This is a genomic window from Paenibacillus sp. FSL M7-1046, from assembly GCF_038007405.1.
Taxonomy (GTDB): domain Bacteria; phylum Bacillota; class Bacilli; order Paenibacillales; family Paenibacillaceae; genus Paenibacillus_AQ.
Genome location: NZ_JBBOXB010000001.1, coordinates 3,267,647 through 3,288,491, shown reverse-complemented (window position 1 = coordinate 3,288,491; position 20,845 = coordinate 3,267,647). Strand labels below are relative to the sequence as shown.

The 20,845-nt window shown below is 51.1% G+C and carries 16 protein-coding genes and 1 riboswitch; of the genes, 5 read left to right on the top strand and 11 right to left on the bottom strand.

Features of this window, described 5'->3' with window-relative positions:
* Window positions 1–73: 73 nt before the first annotated feature.
* The 5 genes from NYE29_RS14425 to NYE29_RS14405 form a co-directional block, all read right to left on the bottom strand.
* Entirely contained in the window at window positions 74–3,742 is a 3,669-nt protein-coding gene (locus NYE29_RS14425; protein WP_340896494.1) for a response regulator, read from the bottom strand.
* Window positions 3,739–4,905, bottom strand: a complete 1,167-nt coding sequence (locus NYE29_RS14420; RefSeq protein WP_038596593.1) for a SpoIIE family protein phosphatase — start codon at window positions 4,903–4,905, stop codon at window positions 3,739–3,741. Before NYE29_RS14420 ends, NYE29_RS14425 begins: the two co-directional genes overlap by 4 nt.
* 221 nt (window positions 4,906–5,126) lie before the next feature.
* Window positions 5,127–5,474 carry a general stress protein gene (locus NYE29_RS14415; protein WP_038596595.1) on the bottom strand — a complete coding sequence of 116 codons (348 nt, stop codon included), beginning with the start codon at window positions 5,472–5,474 and terminating at the stop codon, window positions 5,127–5,129.
* A 91-nt stretch (window positions 5,475–5,565) separates the two neighbouring features.
* Window positions 5,566–6,099 (bottom strand): hypothetical protein, encoded by a 534-nt coding sequence (locus NYE29_RS14410; protein ID WP_340896491.1) that lies wholly within the window; start codon window positions 6,097–6,099, stop codon window positions 5,566–5,568.
* A 36-nt stretch (window positions 6,100–6,135) separates the two neighbouring features.
* Window positions 6,136–6,642: a DUF948 domain-containing protein gene (locus NYE29_RS14405; RefSeq protein ID WP_340896490.1), complete on the bottom strand. Its 507-nt coding sequence runs from the start codon at window positions 6,640–6,642 to the stop codon at window positions 6,136–6,138.
* Between the two features lie 185 nt (window positions 6,643–6,827).
* Here NYE29_RS14405 and NYE29_RS14400 point away from each other — a divergent pair, with 185 nt between their 5' ends.
* Window positions 6,828–6,995 (top strand): DUF1328 domain-containing protein, encoded by a 168-nt coding sequence (locus tag NYE29_RS14400; RefSeq protein ID WP_038596600.1) that lies wholly within the window; start codon window positions 6,828–6,830, stop codon window positions 6,993–6,995.
* Window positions 6,996–7,340: 345 nt separating this feature from the next.
* Window positions 7,341–7,706, top strand: coding sequence for a hypothetical protein (locus tag NYE29_RS14395; RefSeq protein WP_340896489.1), 366 nt, complete (start codon window positions 7,341–7,343; stop codon window positions 7,704–7,706).
* A gap of 273 nt (window positions 7,707–7,979) precedes the next feature.
* Here NYE29_RS14395 and NYE29_RS14390 read toward each other — a convergent pair whose 3' ends face one another.
* A complete protein-coding gene (locus tag NYE29_RS14390) occupies window positions 7,980–9,062 on the bottom strand; it encodes a C40 family peptidase (RefSeq protein WP_340896487.1) in 1,083 nt (360 codons plus the stop codon).
* A gap of 212 nt (window positions 9,063–9,274) precedes the next feature.
* Window positions 9,275–10,144 carry a cation diffusion facilitator family transporter gene (locus tag NYE29_RS14385; RefSeq protein WP_076113326.1) on the bottom strand — a complete coding sequence of 290 codons (870 nt, stop codon included), beginning with the start codon at window positions 10,142–10,144 and terminating at the stop codon, window positions 9,275–9,277.
* 135 nt (window positions 10,145–10,279) lie between these two features.
* Here NYE29_RS14385 and NYE29_RS14380 point away from each other — a divergent pair, with 135 nt between their 5' ends.
* Complete coding sequence (locus tag NYE29_RS14380) at window positions 10,280–10,465, top strand: hypothetical protein (protein WP_038596607.1); 186 nt, start codon at window positions 10,280–10,282, stop codon at window positions 10,463–10,465.
* A gap of 126 nt (window positions 10,466–10,591) precedes the next feature.
* Here the strand turns inward: NYE29_RS14380 and NYE29_RS14375 are convergent, their stop codons facing one another.
* Together NYE29_RS14375 and NYE29_RS14370 are read right to left on the bottom strand one after the other, a co-directional pair.
* Complete coding sequence (locus NYE29_RS14375) at window positions 10,592–12,217, bottom strand: ABC-F family ATP-binding cassette domain-containing protein (protein ID WP_038596609.1); 1,626 nt, start codon at window positions 12,215–12,217, stop codon at window positions 10,592–10,594.
* Window positions 12,218–12,418: 201 nt separating this feature from the next.
* A complete protein-coding gene (locus NYE29_RS14370) occupies window positions 12,419–13,414 on the bottom strand; it encodes an MBL fold metallo-hydrolase (RefSeq protein ID WP_076113324.1) in 996 nt (331 codons plus the stop codon).
* 305 nt (window positions 13,415–13,719) lie between these two features.
* On the opposite strand from NYE29_RS14370, the gene NYE29_RS14365 reads away from it, so the two are divergent.
* Both NYE29_RS14365 and NYE29_RS14360 read left to right on the top strand, forming a co-directional pair.
* On the top strand, window positions 13,720–14,853 hold the full coding sequence (locus NYE29_RS14365) for a virulence factor (protein WP_340896483.1): 1,134 nt from the start codon (window positions 13,720–13,722) through the stop codon (window positions 14,851–14,853).
* Between the two features lie 97 nt (window positions 14,854–14,950).
* Window positions 14,951–15,161: riboswitch (Lysine riboswitch) on the top strand.
* Between the two features lie 157 nt (window positions 15,162–15,318).
* On the top strand, window positions 15,319–16,809 hold the full coding sequence (locus NYE29_RS14360; protein WP_076113322.1) for an amino acid permease: 1,491 nt from the start codon (window positions 15,319–15,321) through the stop codon (window positions 16,807–16,809).
* 104 nt (window positions 16,810–16,913) lie between these two features.
* On the opposite strand, the gene NYE29_RS14355 is transcribed toward NYE29_RS14360, so the two are convergent.
* Window positions 16,914–18,056 carry a transglutaminase domain-containing protein gene (locus NYE29_RS14355; RefSeq protein WP_340896482.1) on the bottom strand — a complete coding sequence of 381 codons (1,143 nt, stop codon included), beginning with the start codon at window positions 18,054–18,056 and terminating at the stop codon, window positions 16,914–16,916.
* A gap of 328 nt (window positions 18,057–18,384) precedes the next feature.
* Entirely contained in the window at window positions 18,385–20,769 is a 2,385-nt protein-coding gene (locus NYE29_RS14350) for a glycoside hydrolase family 95 protein (protein WP_340896480.1), read from the bottom strand.
* Window positions 20,770–20,845: the final 76 nt, after the last annotated feature.

Genomic DNA, 20,845 nt, shown 5'->3' with positions numbered 1-20,845 from the left:
GGCTCCCTTGCATTTGCCGTATTTCCGGTCTGTTGTTTGTTGGTGCTGTAATGCTATTACCCCAAATTTACGCTTACGAATACAACCAAACGCGCATTAAAGAAAGTAGCTGATCGGTACCGATCGGTTTCTTCATATAATCCGAAGCTCCCGCTTCAATACACTTGGCCCGGTCTTCCTTCATTGCCTTGGCCGTAAGCGCGATTATTGGCAATTTATGATACTGCGGCATCTGGCGAATCCGGCGCATCGCCTCATACCCGTCCATTTCCGGCATCATCATATCCATGAGCACGAGATCAAAATCTTCCTGTTCGACCAGCATATCGAGTGCTTCCCGGCCATTCTCTGCGAACTTCACTTCCATGTGGTATTCTTCCAGCACACTGGAGAGCGCAAATACGTTGCGGATATCATCATCCACGAGTAAAATCTTCTTTCCCTCAAACAGTTCTTCTTTATTGTGCAGCTTTTGCAGAATTTTACGCTTATCCTCCGGAAGATTGGCTTCCACCCGGTGGAGGAACAAGGTCGTCTCATCTAGCAGTCTCTCCGGTGAGCGCACATCCTTGATAATGATCGACTCGGCATATTTCCGCAGCTGCGTCTCTTCCTTGCTGTCCAGATCCTTGCCTGTGTAGATAATGATCGGCAGATCATTCAGTTCCTCATCATCGCGGATCTGATCAAGCAGTTCGAAGCCGTTCATATCGTCAAGCATCAGGTCGAGAACCATGCAGTCGTATTTCTGCTTACGCAGTTCACCGAGCGCTTCTTGTCCGGTTGAAACCGCCGTAATGGCGACGTCATCATGGCCGATAAGCTCCATAATGGAACGGCGCTGAGTTTCATCATCCTCGACAATCAGCAGATGCTTCAGGGTACTGGCTGTGTAGCTCTCGATTTGTGAGAATGCCCGCTCCAGTGCCTGCCGGGTCGAAGGTTTTCTCAAGTAAGCCATCGCGCCCATCATTAGGCCCTGCTTCATCTCATCATTCACAGAGATAACGTGAACAGGAATATGCCGCGTTTGTGATGCGCCTTTAAGCTCTCTGAGTATCGCCCAGCCATCCATAACCGGCAGCTGGATGTCCAGAATAATCGCATCCGGCAGGTGGGATTTGGCCATTTGCAGCCCGATATCCCCCTGCAGCGCCACCAATCCCTTGAAGCCGCGTCCGCGGGCCATATCGAGCAATATTTTGGCAAAGCTCTCATCATCCTCAACAATAAGCAGAACCTTATCGTTTGCCGTCAAATTCTCACGGTCATCCTCCACCATCACTGGATTAAGCGGGGCAGGAATGACATCTCCGGATTTAGCAGGTTGTAGTTCCTCCACGTATTCTGCCAGCGTCGCCGCCTCTTGGGCCGCGGCCGCCTCAACTGCCCCTGGAAGCAGGCTGTAATTCCCTTGGACCGGCAGATACAGCGTAAACGTGCTACCTTGTCCCTCACGCGACTCCAGCCCGATGGCCCCGCCCATCAACCGTGCTAATTCACGGCTGATCGACAAGCCAAGACCGGTGCCGCCATATTTGCGGCTGGTCGTCCCATCCACTTGCTGGAACGCCTCAAATACGATATCTGTCTTGTCTGCAGGAATCCCGATACCACTGTCTTTCACAGCTATGGAAATATACTCATACTCCGGCGGAAGGAAGGACGGTAATTGAGCAGGCACTGCACGGCTTACCTCAAATCCCACATAACCCTCGCTGGTAAATTTAAAGGCATTGGACAGCAGATTGCGCAGAATTTGCTTCAGGCGATGACTGTCTGTAAATAAACTGTCCGGCAGCGGCTCATTAAAGGAAAGACGCAGAGACAGCCCTTTCTTAAGGGCTTGAGGAGCAAAATTCTGTTTCACAAAGGTTTTGAGCTCCGTCAGCGGAACTTCTTCATAATTCAGCTCCATCTTACCTGCATCAACCTTGGAAAGATCAAGAATTTCATCAATCATCTTCAGGAGATCCGCACCGGACATATAGATCGTGTGCGCGAATTCAACCTGCTTTTCCGACAGGTTACCCTCTTTATTCTCGGTAAGCAGCTGTGAAAGGATAAGCAGACTGTTCAGCGGAGTCCGCAGCTCATGGGACATGTTGGCCAGGAACTCCGATTTGTATTTGCTCGTTACAGCAAGCTGCATCGCCTGCTTCTCCAACTGGACACGGGCGTGCTCAATCTCATCCTTTTTCTCTTCAACCTCCTGGACCTGATCCTCCAGCGCGCGGGTTTTGGATACCAGTTCACTATTGTAGTGCTCCAGTTCTCCCTGCTGCCGCTGCAGCAGCTCCTCCGAACGTTTAAGTGCATCGGTCTGCTCCTCCAGATTCTCGTTGGAGCGGCGAAGTTCTTCCTGCTGGGTCTGGAGCTCCTCCGACTGGCACTGCAGTTCTTCCGTGAGCGCCTGTGATTCGCGCAGCAGCTCCTCCACCACGAGTCTGCGGCTGATATTGTTCAGGATGACACCGAGATTATTCGTCAGTTGATGCAGCAATTCATTCTGCAGCGCGGTGAATGGCGTAAAGGAGGCAAATTCAACAACGCCAAGCAGTTCATCCTCAAACAACAACGGATAAATAGATATATGTTGAGGATGGGAATCGCCAAACCCTGAAGAAATGGAAATATAATCGTCCGGAGCCTCTGTCAGTTTGATCGGCTTCTTATCCAGGGCGCTTTGTCCGACAAGCCCTTGGCCGATTTCAAACCCTTCCTTCGGCTTGTCGCCACCTTCACCGGCATAATAGCCGCTTGCAGTGAGCAGATTAGGATTGTTGCTATCCTTCAAATAAACCGCGCCGTATTGGGCTCCCAGCACAGGAGTGAATTCGTTGATAAAGGTCTGCGACACCTGATCAAGTGAACTGACGCCGCGCAGCAATTCTGTTACCTGTGCGATATTCGCATTCAGCCAGGCCTGATCGCTCTGAGCCTGCGCATAAGCTTTTTCCAGCTGCTGCTTTTGTTCGATATCCTCTGCCATCTCCTGGAATACTCGGGCTACATCACCAATTTCATCCTTGGAGACTACCTTGATCCGGCGGATTGCCCGCATCTTGCCGTTTCCGAAGCTCGTAATCATCATGGAAACGACATTAAGACCGCGCGTAATGCTTGGAATCACCCAAAGGACGACACCAAGTCCAAGCAGCAGCCCCACTATCATAATCAGCGTTACCATTTGAATGGATCTTTCATAAGCTTTCTGTGCGGTGGCATTTTCTTCGGTCATCTGAAAAGCATTGTAATCAGCGAGGGCATTCAGACTGTCCAGCACCTCGTTCTGGATGACCTGTCCGTCTGTATTGCGGTAAGTGTTGGCATTCTGAAAATAACCGGCTGTAAGCATCTCCAACGCTTTATTCTGATAGTTCAAGTAAGCGGAATTAGCTTTCTTAATCCGGCTCAAAAATTCCATTTCCTCCGCAGCACTCATCGAAGCTTCTATGGTCTTCAAATACCCTTCCGCCTTGATGACTTTGCCGTCTATCTCAGTTTTCTGGGCACCCACAGACAGCGTATCAGCATTCAGCATCGATGTGGTCAGGATTCGCGCCATATCATTGACTTCGCCCCGAAGTCCGGAAATCGCACGCCCCTTGCTGTATCTGTCCTGAAAGCCGTCTAGCTGGTTGCTCATATAATTAAGCCGATCGTATCCAATCAGCGTAAGTGCCAACATAATTGCCAGCATCGCGCTGAAGCCGATCAGCAGCTTGGCCTTTATCTTCATTCCTTATCCGTTCCTTTCTTCAGCGTGATCCACACCAGGCATTTGTCGTCATCACGTTCCTGATCCGCTTCATCTGTGAAAAAAGCCTCCTGCATAACCTCTTCACGCCATTCGTGGTCCCCGTTCAGATTCCCGATCATAAAGTCCAGCTGCTCTTCCTGTTCACCCGGGGCCATTTCCAGCAGACCGTCAGTGTACATTACCAGATGCCCTTCCTCTTCGAAACTCAAACTCTGCGGCTGAATATCAATTCGGTCGAACAACCCGACCGGATGGCAGTTGCTCTCCAGCAGCACTGGTTTCTTGGCGTTGCCTTCAAAGAGCAGCGCCGGCGGATGTCCGGCATTTACATAGTCAATTCGCTTCATTCGCGTATCAATCACAAGATAAATCGCGGTAAAGTAATACTGGACCAGCTGTTTCTCGATATAGAGCTGGTTAAACCGCCGGTTCAGCTCTTGAATTACCTTCTCCGGCTCCACGTACGTAGTCACAGTATCCTTAAGCACAGAGGCCAGGAACATACAGAAAAGCGACGAGGAGATCCCGTGTCCCATCATATCCAGCAGGATCACAGCATACCTGCCGTCTCCCAGCGGATACCAGGCATACAGGTCACCGGCCAGTTCAGCGGAAGGCTGATAGATGGCATGCGCCTCCAAAACCTCATCCGTAATTGGCAAACTGAGTACAGCATTCTGCACAAGTGCTGCAAGCTTCAATTCATCCTGCATCCGCTGATCCCGCTCTTTATGCCAATCCTTCTCCCGCTTGAGGCGGAGCGCCAGCCGGATACGCGCCATAAGTTCAACCTTGTTAATCGGTTTCGTAACATAATCCACAGCTCCGGCATCCAGTGCCTCCGCCAATTTCTTGGAATCCCCCACAGCGGTAACCATAATAATCGGAATATCCCTTAGATGCTCATATTGTTGAACCACACGGCAAGCCTCGATTCCATCCATCTCTGGCATCATCATATCCAGCAGAATTAAATCGATATCCGACTGCTGCGGTCCTTTCTTTTCGCCTCCAATGCCAAGCAGTTTCAGCATTTCTTTGGCGGATGATGCTGTTATGAAATTTCGATAATCTTCTTTTTTCAGGATTTCACGGATAATGATTACGTTAGTCGGGTTGTCATCTACGATTAAAATTCTCAAGCATCTTCACCTCGCACGATTAGTATTAGAGCCGTACAAATCCCTTACATCTATAATTCTATCATACGATATTTGAACGCCGTCTTTCCAATTGTCAACAACCTACCAGGAGAGTAATATATTGTATCAGCATTCAACAAAGTAACCTCCAGCCCCACTAATTATAGTGGAGCTGGAGGTTACGCTATCGGGCTATAGGTTCTCATACAACAAACCGGCGTTTATTGCGGGTTTCTTTTAGCGATGACGAGAACCTTGCCTGAATCAAGCTCTTTCTCGTAGAAGCCAGCTTCTGCGCTGCTAAAACCCAGCGAAGTAATTTTGAAACGGAGCGCATCCCCCCGCGAACGGAAAAGATTGGCGATCGCGCCAAATAACCCTTCTTCACTGAGACTTACCTCATTAGTATCTGCAGCATCAACGATACGGCCCTCACGGTCCTGATCGTGGCTAATGACATAAATGTCATCTCTGGAATAGCCGCTGCTGCGCAGCCGATTCACTTCTTCGATCGCCTGAACACCATTTTCCAGCAGCTTGGCATACGCCTGTGTACCGATTGAATCCATGAAATCACGCTCCTATGGTTAGATTAATGAGGATAATGCCTGATAAGACAACTGTTCCTTCATTAACCTTAATAACGGACCGTGAAACAGATCAGGAGGAATTTCCATCAAATAAATCAATACCCTCCCATTCCCCTGTCTGCGGATTGCGGTAAATCTTCAGCGCAGCGCTTCCTCTTAAATAGACATCGCCGTCTTCAGCTACAAAATCAGGGGCTCCCAGCAGCTCTTGAAAATTGTTTCGCGCCGGATCCAGTTTTTCTTCATTCAGCTGCAACCCGTATTGCCCGGCCTGTGCCGGCGTTACGTGAACATACAGCACGGCCCCTTCACAAACTCCTGCCGACATATCGGCGTATTGATACTCCAGGCATTCCTGCCAGGGATCAGGAGCAATACTAAGCGGCGAACCTTTAGCCAGCAGCAGTTCTTCCTCCGACATATAAAGGGATGCCCCCGCCAAAGAATTAAAGCTGCTGATATAAGGGCTTACCCCCATACTGCGTTCAATGGCCAGCACCACTGGCGGCTGCATGTAAAAAAGGGCGGCAGGAACATGTTCCTTCTGCGGAGACGGTGTTAAATATGGAGAGAGAAGACTTAGCAAAAGAATGACAATGTTCATGGAATCACCCCGCCTTTCTCACTGCCGCCTACTTAGTTAATGTCGAAATTTTTGCCATATAGCAGCTGCAGCGTCTACGCCTTTAAGCGCCATTCCTATTTTCCCCGGACCTTTTTTGGCATATGCGGCATCATAGGATTTTACTGTACGTTCTTCGGCAGGTGTCAGCGGAGCATCTTCTAAAGAGACGGCTTTGGCTTTCTCCTTAAGCTCGCGTGATTTCCGGTACTTCTCAATCACAGTCACAGATACCTGCTTAACGGTAAGCGTCAATTCGTTCATTACATCGCCAAGATTTTTCACTGAATCCATAATAGGATCGATCTTTTGAATCTTACCTTGGACGTCGGCCGTAATATCATTGGCATGTCTGACGGTTGTTTTCACTTCATAAGTAAGCTCATCTACCGTCTTTTGGACCTCCTGCAGAGTCTGGCTGACCTTGTCGAGGGATTCTTTCGCTGATTTTAAGGTTTTAATTAAAAAGAAAACGAGTACGGTGAATGCAATCGCAACAAGTGCAACGCTAAGTTCAATGATCATTACGAAAACCCCTTCCAAATCATAAATGTCGGCTTGCTCTGCCTTGATACTGCATAGTTACCCTTACTTACTTAGGCCGAAACAGCTTGTCAAGCGACTTAAAGACTACCTCTCCTATTTTGTTTCAAAGGGGAGAGACCCGTTTAAACAATGACTACATCACCATACAGAAAGGATGACATCACATGTTGAAATGGTCAGTAATTCTGCTGGTAATTGCATTGATTGCCGGTGTATTCGGTTTCTTTAATATCGTAGGGGCGGCAGTAGGAATCGCTAAAGTATTGTTCTTTATCTTCCTCGTGCTGTTCATAGTTTCGCTCTTTACAGGACGCAGAGGAAGATCATTGTAACTGTAAAAGAACATTAAAAACCACATCACATTACAGGTGCTAAAGGACCCGGACTCCGAAAAGGAGTTCGGGTCTGATTTATGTATAGCGGTTGCCGCTGTATGATTATGCCAGAGATTCCTCCCTCCCTTTTTCCTCCATACATCATATTCACCATGCAGAAAGTATAGGCCTTTCCACACGGATTGTCACCCGTAAGTCGCCTTCATTCCTCTGTTCACGATAGTTTTCATAAAAAATAAAGGGGTTGGTTCATTGTATCCACTTTTTGTTTACATGCTTATTAACACATCGCAAACATGGTAAATATACGCAAAACCAAAACCAACTCTGGGAGGAATCACAATGAAAAAATTAGCCAGCTTAACAGTAGCAATGGGTCTTATGGCTTCCATAGCCGCAACGGCTTCAGCTGCAGAAGTAACCAACACAACAACTGTAACGGAAACGACTTACAGCCCCCGGTTTGAGACAGTAATCACACAATCAGACCTTAGACCAGCAACTCCTCAGATTATTTTGACAAAAGCAACACCTTTCTACGCTTCCATGAACAGCCTCGTTGCCACGGGTTTTCTCGGCGCTCAAACCCTTGACACTACAGGAAATATCCTGGTTGACTCGAACGGCAATGAATGGAGAGAGATATACACCTGGTTGGGCATGCGCTGGATTAAGGTTCCCGCCTCCGCTTATGTAATCACTCCATAAATCAGTTTTACGAGCAGCGCCCCGCTCCCAAACTCATACATAGCCATGCGGGGACTTGCCTTTTTAGTATAGATACGCCCATACGAGGGTGTATAGTAAAACAGCCTGCGGACATCCAAAAGCCCTGACGGGCTTTTTTTCTTTCATGCCCTAAACACAGGAAAGGCTATCCCTCAGCAGAAAATTCTACTGATAGGATAGCCCCACAAAACATCCGCCCTAGTTCACCCGTCACAAACTTGCGATGCTGTCGCTTCCTGTATGCATTTATATTTAGCGGATGACCGAACCTCCGTAAAGGAAACGGTTCACCCAAGAAGCGCTTAATTTATCTACCCGTACCCCGCCTGAAGATACGGAATACGTTTGCAGCATTTGTCCGTCACCCAGATACATGGCTACATGTGAAATTCTTGCCGCAGATTTGTCGATGCCTGCATAAGCAGAAGCTGAATTTCCTTTATAATCCATGAAGAACATCAGATCCCCGCGTTTCAGGCCTGAAATATCTGTGACAGTGTTGCTGTTCTGCTGTACCCAGGCTCCCTGTTGACGTGAATCAGCAGGCAGTTTCAAATTAGCTGCATCTATGAAGATCTGCCGGATAAAGTCGGAACAATCGAAAGTGCTCGTGTTGCTTCTGCTTGATCCGAACTCATAAGGAGTCCCAAGATAACCCATGCCCGCGGCAATGACCCGTTCAATCACTGCTGATTGTGACGGAGCCGTTGGATCTGGCGCTGGCGCTGGTGTTGGATTCGGTGCTGGTGTCGGCACTGGTGTTGGTGCTGGAGTAGACGTTCCGCCACCTACCGAGATATATTGGTCTGCAGCACTTGTATAGCCTACAGTTCCGTCTGCAGCTTTTACTTTGTACCAGTAACTGTTCGTTTGTTCCAGAATAGCTACTTGATCGCCTCTATTTAAATACCCCAGTACTTTTCCGCTTGTAGAAGGCAGTTCCCGAAGACGGACCGAAGCTTGTATAACCCCTGTCTGTCCGGAAGATGTATTTCCAGATCCCGAACCCACTCGAATATACTGCTCTCCCGCGCTGGTATAACCAACGGTTCCATCCGAAGTTCTGACTTTGTACCAATAGCTGTTCGTTTGTTCCACAATTGTTACCTGTTCACCTTCGTTTAAATAACGAAGCACACTACCGCTTGTGGAAGCGCTCGTGCGCAGACGAACTGAAGATTGTATAGTACCGGTTAATCCAGATGTTGCTGTCACTGCGAAATCTGAAGAAACCGAAGCTGCTTGCACCTTTTGCGGGCTGAAAACTCCCAATGATACTGCAAGTGATGCTGAGACCAGTAACGTTGCTGCAATCTGCTTATGTGATGTGATCATAGCGTTCCCCCGCTTAGCAAAATGAGAAAATCAACAACGGCGCGCGCTACGTTTGTTGCTTTCTGCCCTCATTATAGGCTTAGCCGGGAATTGGAACATGCTCCAAATTTCACAAAAAAGCTTGCCACTTTATGGTAAGTACCAGGTCTATAGTCTTGAATTCTCCTTGGATTTGGTGGAAATTACAGATAACTAGAAGAAATTAAGAATTTTTAACCTTTAGGTTCTACATGGACCTGCACATTCATTATATTATGCAATTTGCTCATTCTATCTTCAATGGAATCGCTGATCTCATGACCTTCCAATACGGTAATTTCGGCATCCACTTCCACAACAACATCCACCAGCACATGATTTCCATGAACACGGGCCTTGAGGTCCTTGATCCCTTCCACACCCGGTGTCCGGGCAATCGTGCTGCGCAAATCCAGCAGCTTATCTTCATCAAAGCCGTCAGTCAACCGGTATGTCGAATCACGAAAAATATCCCAAGCTGTCTTGGAAATCAGCAGACCGACAGCAACCGCAGCAGCGGAATCGATCCACGGCAGTCCGAACTGTGCGCCAACGATCCCAACAGCAGCACCGATACTCACCATTGCATCGGAAAAATTGTCCTTAGCCGCAGCCATGAGTGCACTGTTGTTAATCTGCTTCGCCAGCCGCTTGTTATAGATATAGACCCCCATCATGGCAACCGCACACAGTACCGCCACACCTGCTGACCAAAGCTGCGGCACCTCCTTGGCTCCTTCGAATAAAGACCGGACCGCTTCTACAATAACCTGAATTCCGACCATAGCCATAATAAAGGATGCCAGCAATGCAGCTACGGTCTCGGCGCGGAAATGCCCGTACGTATGATCCGAGTCAGGCGGCTTCCGCGAGATGCGCAGCCCGATTAGTACCGCAAGTGAAGCGACAATGTCCGTCAGATTATTGAATCCGTCTGCAAGCAGCGCGCTGGAAGCGAACAAGTACCCGCTGACCAGCTTTAAGGCGGATAGAATAAGATAAGCAATAATGCTGATCAAGGCCCCCCGTTCACCTTTGCGTATATCTTCATAAATATCGGCCAATTCCTGTCCCCCCTATACCCGGTTTCTTTACTGCCCCTCCGGTAAATCATGCTTTGATTTATTCTTGCCCTTGTGACTGCATTTAAAAACAATTAGAATAAAGTAAAGGACTTGCTTTATAAGGGGGTTAACATAATGAGCGAAAGTAATGATAAACCAAAGATCAACCTGGCTGATGCCATCCGCCAGAAGCTGGAACAGAAGAAACAGCAGTCATCCGCTAAACCGGGTTCTTCCTTTCAAGCCGGTTCAGCGAAGCCGCTAAAGAGTCAAAATAACAAGAAGCCAAACAATCAGCGCCGCCGTACAGGTGGTTCTTAGGAATTATGGCATGTGCAAGTCGCATTTCACACTGTATTTGAACATAAACGGCTGCGTTATCCCTCATAAGGGGTAACGCAGCCGTTTTGCTATGAACGATTTACTGTTCATTCTTTCAGTTATCTCTTAAGCTTCCACAGGATACATGCGCTGGCGCATTTCCTTGATTTCCGGGTTCTCCAGATATTCATCATAGCTCATCGAGCGGTCGATAACTCCGGTAGGGGTAATCTCGATGATGCGGTTGGCAATCGTCTGGATGAACTGATGGTCATGCGAAGTGAACAAAATGGTTCCGTCGAAATCAATCAGCCCGTTATTCAGCGCCGTGATAGACTCCAGATCCAAGTGGTTGGTAGGCTCATCAAACACTAGCACATTCGCACCGTTCAGCATCATTTTGGCCAGCATACAGCGGACCTTCTCGCCTCCGGACAGGACGCTTGCTTTCTTCAGCGCTTCTTCACCGGCAAACAGCATCCGGCCGAGGAATCCGCGGAGGAAGGTTTCATCCTGATCCTTGGAATATTGGCGCAGCCATTCTACCAGGTTCATGTTTACCCCGTCGAAATAGCTGGAGTTGTCTTTCGGGAAATAGGCCTGGGTTGTTGTTACTCCCCATGCATATTCACCGGCATCCGCTTCCTTCTCACCCATGATGACATCAAACAGCAGTGATTTAGGCTGTGAATATGGACCTACAAAAGCGATCTTATCCCCTTTGTTCACCACAAAGCTGATTTCATCGAGCAGCTTCTCGCCTTCAACGGATTTGCTCAGCCCGCTGATGGTAAGCAGCTGCTTGCCTGCTTCACGTTCCGGCTTGAAGTTGAGGAACGGATATTTCCGGTTGGAGGGACGGATGTCGTCCAAAGTAATTTTCTCCAGCTGCTTCTTACGCGAAGTCGCTTGTTTGGACTTGGAGGCATTGGCCGAGAAACGCTGGATAAATGCCTGCAGCTCCTTCATCTTGTCTTCCTTCTTCTTGTTCGAGTCGCGCTGCAGGGCCTGGGCCAATTGGCTGGACTCATACCAGAAGTCGTAGTTGCCGACATACATTTGAATTTTGCCAAAGTCGATGTCCGCAATATGTGTACATACCTTGTTCAGGAAGTGACGGTCATGGGATACGACGATAACGGTGCCTTCGTAGTCCATAAGGAAGTTCTCCAGCCAGCCGATGGATTCAAGATCCAAATGGTTGGTAGGCTCATCGAGCAGCAGGTTGTTCGGACGTCCGAACAGGGCTTGCGCAAGCAGCACCCGTACCTTTTCGTTGCCGCTGAGTTCGGCCATTTTCTTGTCATGCATTTCACGCATAATACCAAGTCCGATCAGCATGGCGGCCGCATCCGGCTCGGCATCCCAGCCGTTCAGCTCGGCAAATTCGCCTTCAAGCTCACCGGCGCGCAGTCCGTCAGCCTCTGTGAAATCACTTTTGGCGTACAGCGCATCCTTCTCCTTCATGATCTCATAAAGACGGGTATGCCCCATAATTACCGTTTCCAGCACCAAAAATTCATCGTACTCGAAATGGTTCTGCTTCAGTATCGCCAGTCGTTCACCGGGGGTGATATGCACGTCCCCGATATTTGCTTCAATTTCACCGGACAAAATTTTCAGGAATGTCGATTTGCCGGCTCCGTTCGCTCCGATCAAACCGTAGCAGTTGCCGGGTGTGAATTTTATGTTTACATCCTCAAATAGTGCGCGTTTTCCGTAGCGGAGTGTTACGCCGCTTGTGCTAATCATTAAGCATTACCATCCTTTTCACTTAGGGTTTCGGCTCATTATAGCATAAAATCAAGCAAAAGAGGCCCAAGAAGGAACTGCTTTGCCGTCTTTTTAGAGCAAACTGGCCGTTTCCGGGCAAAATACAGAGATCCGTATAGCGTCCAACATCAAATAGGCCGAATTGCGGGAAAATCCGCGCTCGCCGCTTGCCCGGCCGGGCTATTGGCGGGAATCACGCTCTTCGGGATGCACCACCAATGTTTCACCGTAACCCAATGTGCGGATACGCTCTGCACGGATTCCTTGAGCCTCGCGGGCCAGCTCCATCCGGTCCAGCGCTTCCCGCGCCGTATCGTCAGCCAGCCGGAAGGTGCCGAAATGCATCGGGATCATCAATTCTGCACCTACATCTATAAAGGCCTGAACCGCCTCTTCGGGATTCACATGCTGTGAATTCATAAACCACTCCGGCTCGTAGGCCCCGATCGGCATCAGGGCGACATGGAGCTTAAACCGGCTGCCTATCTCCTTAAAGCCCGGAAAGAAGCCGCTGTCCCCGGCAAAATATAGATTCGGCGGAAGCTTCGGCTTTGCTCCGTCCCCCTCCCCTTTCGGGTGTTTGCCGGGGTCGGCAGGCTCCAGCACATAGCCGCCCCAATGGGACGAATTCGTATCGAACGGCGTCCGCCGGGTCCAGTGCTGGGTCGGTACGAATGTAAGCTTAACCGCCCCCAGCGTGAGCTCCTCCCACCACTGCATTTCCAGGCAGTTGGCGAAACCTTTGCGCAGCATCTTCCGCTTCAGGCCCACAGGTACTACGAGCGTTGTACCTGCCCGGTATAATTTGCGGATGGAGGCAATATGGAGGTGGTCGTAGTGAGAGTGGGAGATCAGAATCAGATCAACCGGCGGAACCTCACCCAGCGGGATGCCCGGCTGGCCGATCCGTTTCTCAAAGCCGAGCCGCCGCGCCCATATCGGGTCGGTAATAATGTTCATCCCTTCATATTGCAGAAAAAAAGTCGAGTGCCCGATCCAGGTAATCGTGGTCTCCAGCCGGTTCCCGGCCAGATAAGATACCTGCGGCGGATGGTTTGGCACTTTATAGGTATAATCCTTCTTCTTGCGGCGGCGCTCCTCGCGCCACTGGCGGAATTCCTTAAGCGTTTTGTCTGTACTGACATTATCGACGTTATTGTATCGGATTTTAGCCATTCCAGCACCTCTCCTTAAAAGGCTTGCCGGAAGAACTACAGGGCAAGCTCAATAGCTTTACTATATGATTCCGCATAGTCATTTGCAAAATTCCAAAGGCAAAGGAAGGCTGCAGTCAACTTGAAAGCAGCGATAAACCTCTGCGTGTCCGGCCAGACGCACCCTACATTTAGTACAAATTTTACCCACTTCCGCCTGGACTTAAGCGGCTGCCCCGGTAACCCCTTTGGATTTGAGGCATGAAATGATGTAAAATGCGGGTAAAGAACACGGCACGAATGCCGTTCAAGGGGGAAGCCTAACGTATGAAGATCACATTTATTGAACCGACTCCAAGTCCAAATACGATGAAGCTTCATCTGGATGAAAGCCTGGAGCCCGGAATACGCCGGACCTATACACCGGAAAGCCAGCGCACCGCGCCCTCCTGGGCACGGGATATGCTGAGCATTCCAGGCGTCACCAGCATTTATCATGCTGCCGATTTCGCCGCGCTTGAACGCAAAGGCAGCGCCGATTGGGCGGCGATCCTCCGCGAGGTGCAGAACCGTTTCGGCGCTGACGGCCTAAGCGCGGATTTCGACCTCGCCGATGAGAATGCAGGTGCCCATTTCGGAGAATCACAGGTATTCGTGCAGATGTTCCGCGGCATCCCGATTCAGATCCGCGTCAAGACGGGCGCGAGTGAGGAGCGCATTGCCCTTGCCGCCCGTTTCACGCAGGCGGTAACGGATGTGGCCAGCGCCGTGATGATCAAGGAGCGCAAGCTCACCGATTACGGCGTGCGTTACGGCGAGCCGGCCGACATTGCGCGCGAGGTGGAGCAGGAGCTGGAAGCGGCGTATCCGCAGGAACGCCTCGACTCGCTCGTGCAGCAGGCCATCGCGCACGGGACCGCCGGCGAGTTCGTCGAGCAGCGGCAGAAGAAGGATCAGGCCGAGCTGCTGCGAGACCTGAAGCATGAGGATTGGCGCGTGCGCTACGCCGCGCTGGAGGACCTTCTGCCTACGGCAGAGCTCCTGCCGGAGCTGCGCACGGCGCTGCACGACCCCAAGCTGCAGCTCCGCAGGCTTGCGGTCGTGTACCTGGGCGACCTTCGCACGCCCGAGGCGATGGAGCTGCTGTACGAGGCGATGAGAGACAGCGCCCCGGCGGTGCGGCGCACGGCCGGCGATACGCTCTCCGACATCGGCGATCCGGCAGCGACGCCGGTGATGACGGCGTCGCTGACAGATGCCAGCAAGCTTGTCCGCTGGCGGGCTGCACGTTTCCTCTACGAGGTCGGCACAGCTGAAGCCGAAGAGGCACTGAAGGCAGCAGCGGACGATCCGGAGTTCGAGGTGGGCCTCCAGGCCAGAATGGCGCTGGAACGCATCTCCTCCGGTGAAGAAGCTGCCGGAACCGTCTGGCAGCAGATGTCGGAGCGCCGCCGCAACTGACGCCAACATCCCTATATTTGTCATTGCTTGCGATGCCAAGTTGCATTATACTAATTCCTGTTGTGTTCATAGTATAAAGATAGCCTCATCATACCTAAGATGAGGTAGAGGTCGCGAATATTAAGAGTACGCGCGTGGAGACGTTAAAGAGCCGTCTGTGAAACGCCGCCGAAAGGAATATCCGCCGAAGTCTCTGCAGCCGCTCTTGTCAGCTGCAAGACTGGGGCCGTCGCCGAAAGGCACGGAACTGTCACAGTGCACCGCCGGTCAGAAACCGCGGGCCGCCACTGTGTTGCGCTATCTTAACAGGGAGTATGATGCGGAGCTGTAATACAGGAAACCGCAGAATCCGTCTGCGGTTTTTTTTGCGCTTTCAGGATGCCCCTTCCTTATAAAGGGAAGGCGGCGACTCAGCACTCCCTATTCATGAACAGAAACATGATCATCTGAAGGAGTGTCCTATTCATGCAAGCTAAGCGAGATAAGCAGCAGACTGCGGGTCACGGCAGCTCCACTGCCCCCACGGCGCTGCGCAAAACATTCAAGGCAAGGCATTTAACAATGATCGCCTTAGGCGGCTCAATCGGTACAGGTCTGTTCCTGGCCAGCGGCGGTGCCATCGCCTCATCCGGCCCGGGCGGAGCGCTTCTGGCCTATACAGCGGTTGGTATTATGGTTTATTTCCTGATGACCAGCCTTGGAGAGCTGGCCACCTATCTGCCGGATTCCGGTTCTTTCAGCACCTACGGCACCCGGTTCGTCAGCCCCGCCTTCGGCTTCGCCATTGGCTGGAACTTCTGGTATAACTGGGCGGTTACGATTGCCGCCGAGCTGTCTGCAGCAACCGTCATCATTAAATACTGGTTCCCCGAGAGTTCCTCGATGCTCTGGAGTCTCCTGTTCCTGCTGCTGATGTTCGGCCTGAACTTCCTTTCTTCGCGGGGCTACGGCGAATCAGAATATTGGTTTGCGATTATCAAGATCATCACGGTCATTGTCTTCCTGGGGGTCGGTGTACTCATGATCTTCGGCATCATGGGCGGTGAAGCCGTAGGCTTCAGCAACTTCCAGCTCGGAGGCAGCTCGTTCCACGGCGGCTTCTTCGCCTTTGTCGGTGTGTTTATGGCCGCTGGATTCTCCTTCCAGGGCACGGAGCTGGTCGGTGTTGCCGCGGGAGAGAGCGAGAATCCGCGCCGCAATGTTCCACTCGCCATCCGTCAGGTATTCTGGCGCATTCTGATTTTCTACATCTTCGCCATTCTCGTGATCGGCCTGCTGATTCCTTACACGAATCCCGATCTGCTGCGTGGCGGCATTGATGATATCGGTGTCAGCCCCTTCACTATCGTCTTCAATAAAGCAGGGCTGGCCATTGCCGCTTCCGTCATGAACGCTGTCATCTTGAGCTCCGTGTTGTCTGCCGGAAACTCCGGGATGTACGCCTCCACCCGCGTCCTGTACGCTATGGCCAAGGATGGCATGGCTCCGCGCGCCCTCGGCAAGCTGAACCGCCGCGGCGTGCCTGTAGGTGCCCTTCTCGTAACCACCGCCGTCGGTATGCTGGCTTTCCTCGCCTCATTCTTCGGCGACGGCGCTGTGTACAACTGGCTGCTCAACGCCTCGGGGATGTGCGGATTTATCAACTGGCTGGGGATTGCCGTCTGCCACTACCGCTTCCGCCGCGCCTTTGTGAAGCAGGGACATTCACTCGATGAGCTGCCTTACCGGGCCAGATGGTTCCCGTTCGGCCCGCTGTTTGCCTTCGCGTTATGTCTGATTGCCGTATTCGGACAGAATATGGGCGCCTTCACAGGCGATTCGATCGACTGGTACGGTATTCTGGTCTCTTATATCAGCCTGCCACTATTCCTCTTGATTTGGCTGGGCTATGGCTGGTTCAGAAAGAGCAGCCTCATCCCTCTCGACAAATGCGATCTCAGCACACACGCAGAGTAGAATCCTTCCTCGATTTATGCGGATTCTACCTGTTACCGCCTATTCACGCAACAAAGGGATGCCTCTTTCGCCAAATGGCGAGAGGCATCCCTTTTCTGTAATTATTATTCCCAAGTCACATATACCTTCAGATCCCCCGTGTTGTCGAAGGGTGAGCTGTTGTACGAAAGATGGTCCATTTCAAGCGCATACAGCTCCTGAAGATCAGCCTTCAGCGATTTCTCGCTGCCGTCGTAGCGGAACAACAAGGACGCCTGGCCGGAGGCAATGGCCTGTTTGGCAAGCAGCATTAGCTCTGAGCCGGAGCTGACAATCAAATCCTCCTGATACAGACTGTAGTCAAGCTTCCGCTCAAGCTCCTGATATACAGCCACGTTTGGGCCCCCGCGGCTGATCAGTTCAGACAACGTTTGAGCATAGCCGACAGATGAAGCAGGGTATGACTTGGTCCACTTGTGGTCAAGGCGCATCTGAGCATCGGTTCTCATATAGTAAGCCGTGCTGAGAGCGCCTTCCTTATTTGGCGTCGGATCATCCCAGGTGGTATCCAGGTGGTACCAGCGCCCTTCCAGCTGCACCAGATTCCAGGCATGCGACTGGGCAGCTCTTCCTTCCGCCTTCGCCGTTCCTTCAACGATTTTATTGGGTATCCCCGCGCCCAGCAATAGTTTATACGTCAGGAGCGAATACCCCTGGCATACCGCACTGCCGCTCTGAAGTCCTTCATATGCGGTGTATTTGCTGTAGGAGTTATCATACTTCAGATGCAGCACGACCCAATCATGAATAGCCTTTATCTTCTGGTGATTATTCATTCCCGGCAGTATGATCTGCTTCAAGATCTCTTTTACCTGTTTATTTACAAAAGCTGTCTGCTGCAGCGTCTCGCGGTATTCCACCTGTACCGTCACATTAGCCGAGCTGCTGCTCCCCCGGTAGGAAAATGCGTAACTGTCAATGGTGTAGTATAGATAAGGGTCGCTGCCCATCGCCTGATCTATCGCACTTTGTACCTGGGCCTTCAACTTGGACGTCTTCCCCTGATAAGCAAAGGTTATGGTCTCTCTGCGGTTATTCATCGCAGCGGTCAGCTTCTGCGTCATTTCAGTTACCGAGCACAGCGATGCTGAATCAGCGGCAGCATAAGCCTGCCCCCAGCTCCAATAGAGACCAGGCGGCAACGCAGCAAAAACCAGCATTCCTCCAAGAATAGCCTTCATCAACGGCAGTTGTTTCTTCTTTCCCATATCGCTTCTGTGCCCCCTGCTGTAAGTAATAGCCCACTTATTGGTTTATACTTTTATAGTAGATGCTGAACATTTACTCCGCACAACCTTAATCCCCACGTTAGCTTAATTTATTCCGCCAAAAAGCTTCATATTCACTATTATCGGCCCGACACACCCGGAGGATAAGGCTTTTTTGGAGTGAAAGCTCCTATATAAGTTGAACATTAGATTTTCAAGTTCATCTTATATAGATGCACGCAAAAAACTGCCCCCGCAGATAATCTCTGCCAGGGGGCAGTGTCTCTTCGATTCAATTTATTATTATGCATCATTGGGTCATGGATCGTCAAACCGTTACCAGGTACACTTCTCCCGCTTTCATTTCCAGGGCATTCCCTGCCGGCAATAGGGTGCCGTCAGAACGCTGTACCTTAAGTTCCTGCTGCTGATAATTCAAGCGGCAAATTCCATCCCGGCTGGCAGCAATGACTGCAGAAACCAGTTTATGGTTCTGCCATTCGATATCCAGCTCATAGCCGCCCCGGGCCTTAAGTCCTTTGACGCTGCCGTTCTTCCAAGCGTCCGGCAGTGCGGGAAGCAAGCTGATTTCACCCAGATGACTCTGCAGCAGCATTTCTGCGATGCCGGCAGCCGCGCCGAAATTCCCGTCAATCTGAAAAGGCGGATGGGCATCAAACAGGTTAGGATAAGCCGAGCGGGACAGAAGCGTGCGGACAAAGCCGTAAGCGGCCTCCCCATCCTTCAACCGTGCATAAAGGTTAATCAGCCAAGCGCAGCTCCAGCCGGTGTGTCCGCCTCCCGAGGTGATCCTTTTCTGCAGTGATAAACGGCTTGCCTCCAATAACTCTGGAGTATCCCGCCCATTGATGAACTCTCCCGGATATAGTCCATACAAATGCGATACATGACGATGCCCCGGTTCCGATTCGGCGAAATCCTCGTTCCACTCCTGCAGGCGTCCGTCATTGCTGATCTTGAGCGGAGACAGCCGGGAGAGCGCCTCTTCCAGCTGCTGCTCAAACTCGGAATCCACGCCCAGAATCCGCACAGCATGGAGGCAATGCTCAAACAGTTCGCGGATTAAGCTCATATCCATCGCGGAGCCCATTGAGACACTGCACGGCTGGCCATCTTTCGTCATAAACCGGTTTTCCGGCGAAGTGGACGGATTCGTTACCAGAAGACGGTCCGGACCTTCCACCAGCCAGTCAAGGCAGAACAATGCTGCACCTTTCATGAGCGGGTAAGCAGTCTCTGCCAGATAAGCAGCGTCAGGATTAAAGCTGTAATGCTCCCACAAATGGCGGCACAGCCACACGCCGCCCATCGGCCAGAATGCCCAGCTGGCATCTCCGCCTGAAGGAGAAGAACTGCGCCACAGATCAACATTATGGTGGGCTACCCAGCCACGGGCTCCGTAATGAACTGCCGCCGTCCGGGCTCCCGTTTCACTGACCTCCCGGATCATATCGATCAGAGGTTCATGGAGTTCGCTTAAATTGCCAACCTCGGCCAGCCAATAATTCATTTGGGTATTGATATTGGTTGTATAATTGCTATTCCATGGCGGTGTCAAATGGTGGTTCCAAATCCCCTGTAAATTAGCGGCCTGCGTACCGGTACGGGAGCTTCCCATCAGCAGATAGCGGCCATATTGAAACAGCAGCGCTTCAAGTGCAGGGTCTTCCTGTCCCGCCTTATACTTCATGAGCCTCTCATCAGTGGGTAATCCGTCTCTCTCCCGCCCGCCCAGATCCATGTCGACCCGGCGGAAGATTCGTTTGTGATCCTCTGTATGACGATCCCGCAGCTCTTCATAGGACTTGGCAGCTGCTGCCGCCAGTCTTGCTTCGCAGCTCTCTGCCGGGCTGAGAATGTTTCCATTCCTTGCGGTGCTGCGCGTCTTGAGATGCGCCGCTCTGCTTCTCAGCTCTTCATAATCGGTGCCAGCAGCAAGCAATAGCTGCACACTATCCGCCCCTGATATAACAAGTTTGCCATCTGTGTACTCTACGCTTCCTCCTGTGAGAATTACCTGCAGGTGAAGCTCAAACGTTAGACCCAGCCCATCCTCATACAGAATGGCACCCGGATGATCCTTATGATAATTATCCGCAATGTGTGTAGGACAGCTACCCCTAAGGACAAGCCCGTTTTCTCCTTTTAGCTCTACGGAGTGCTTTAGCAGGCTGTCCAAAGAGAGTGCAAGCCGAAGGCCCCCCTTAACACTGCTCTTGGCCTGAATGACACAAACGCCGTCAGGTGCACTAATCCAGGCTTCGCGGGTAAATTCCCCAGTCTTCGTGTGATAGGATACTTTGGCAATCCCGCTGTCCAGATCCAGCTCACGCTGATAGTGGCTGAAATTCTCCGCACCGTCATGCTCCAGGTAAAGATCTCCCAGCGGCAGATAGGCCTGCGTATTTACGCCTAGCATGCGGGCGTTAATGGTTTCTTCAGCTTCCGCATAACGGCCTTCCGTCACCAGACCGCGCACTCTTTTCAAATATCGGAGCGCTTCATAATTGTTGGTATCCCGGGGAAAGCCGGACCATAACGTGTCCTCATTCAGCTGAATTTGTTCCCTCGCTGTACCGCCGAATACCATAGCACCCATGTGTCCGTTGCCAAGCGGCAGCGCTTCTTCCCAGATTGCCGCAGGCTGTTTGTATATTAATTTCCAAGGATACTCCTGAATCTCTTTGTTCATTTTCCCGCCTCCCTAAGAGTTCAAATACAGCAAAAGACCCTGACAAATGTCGGGTCCTTGCTGTTGCATTAGTTTT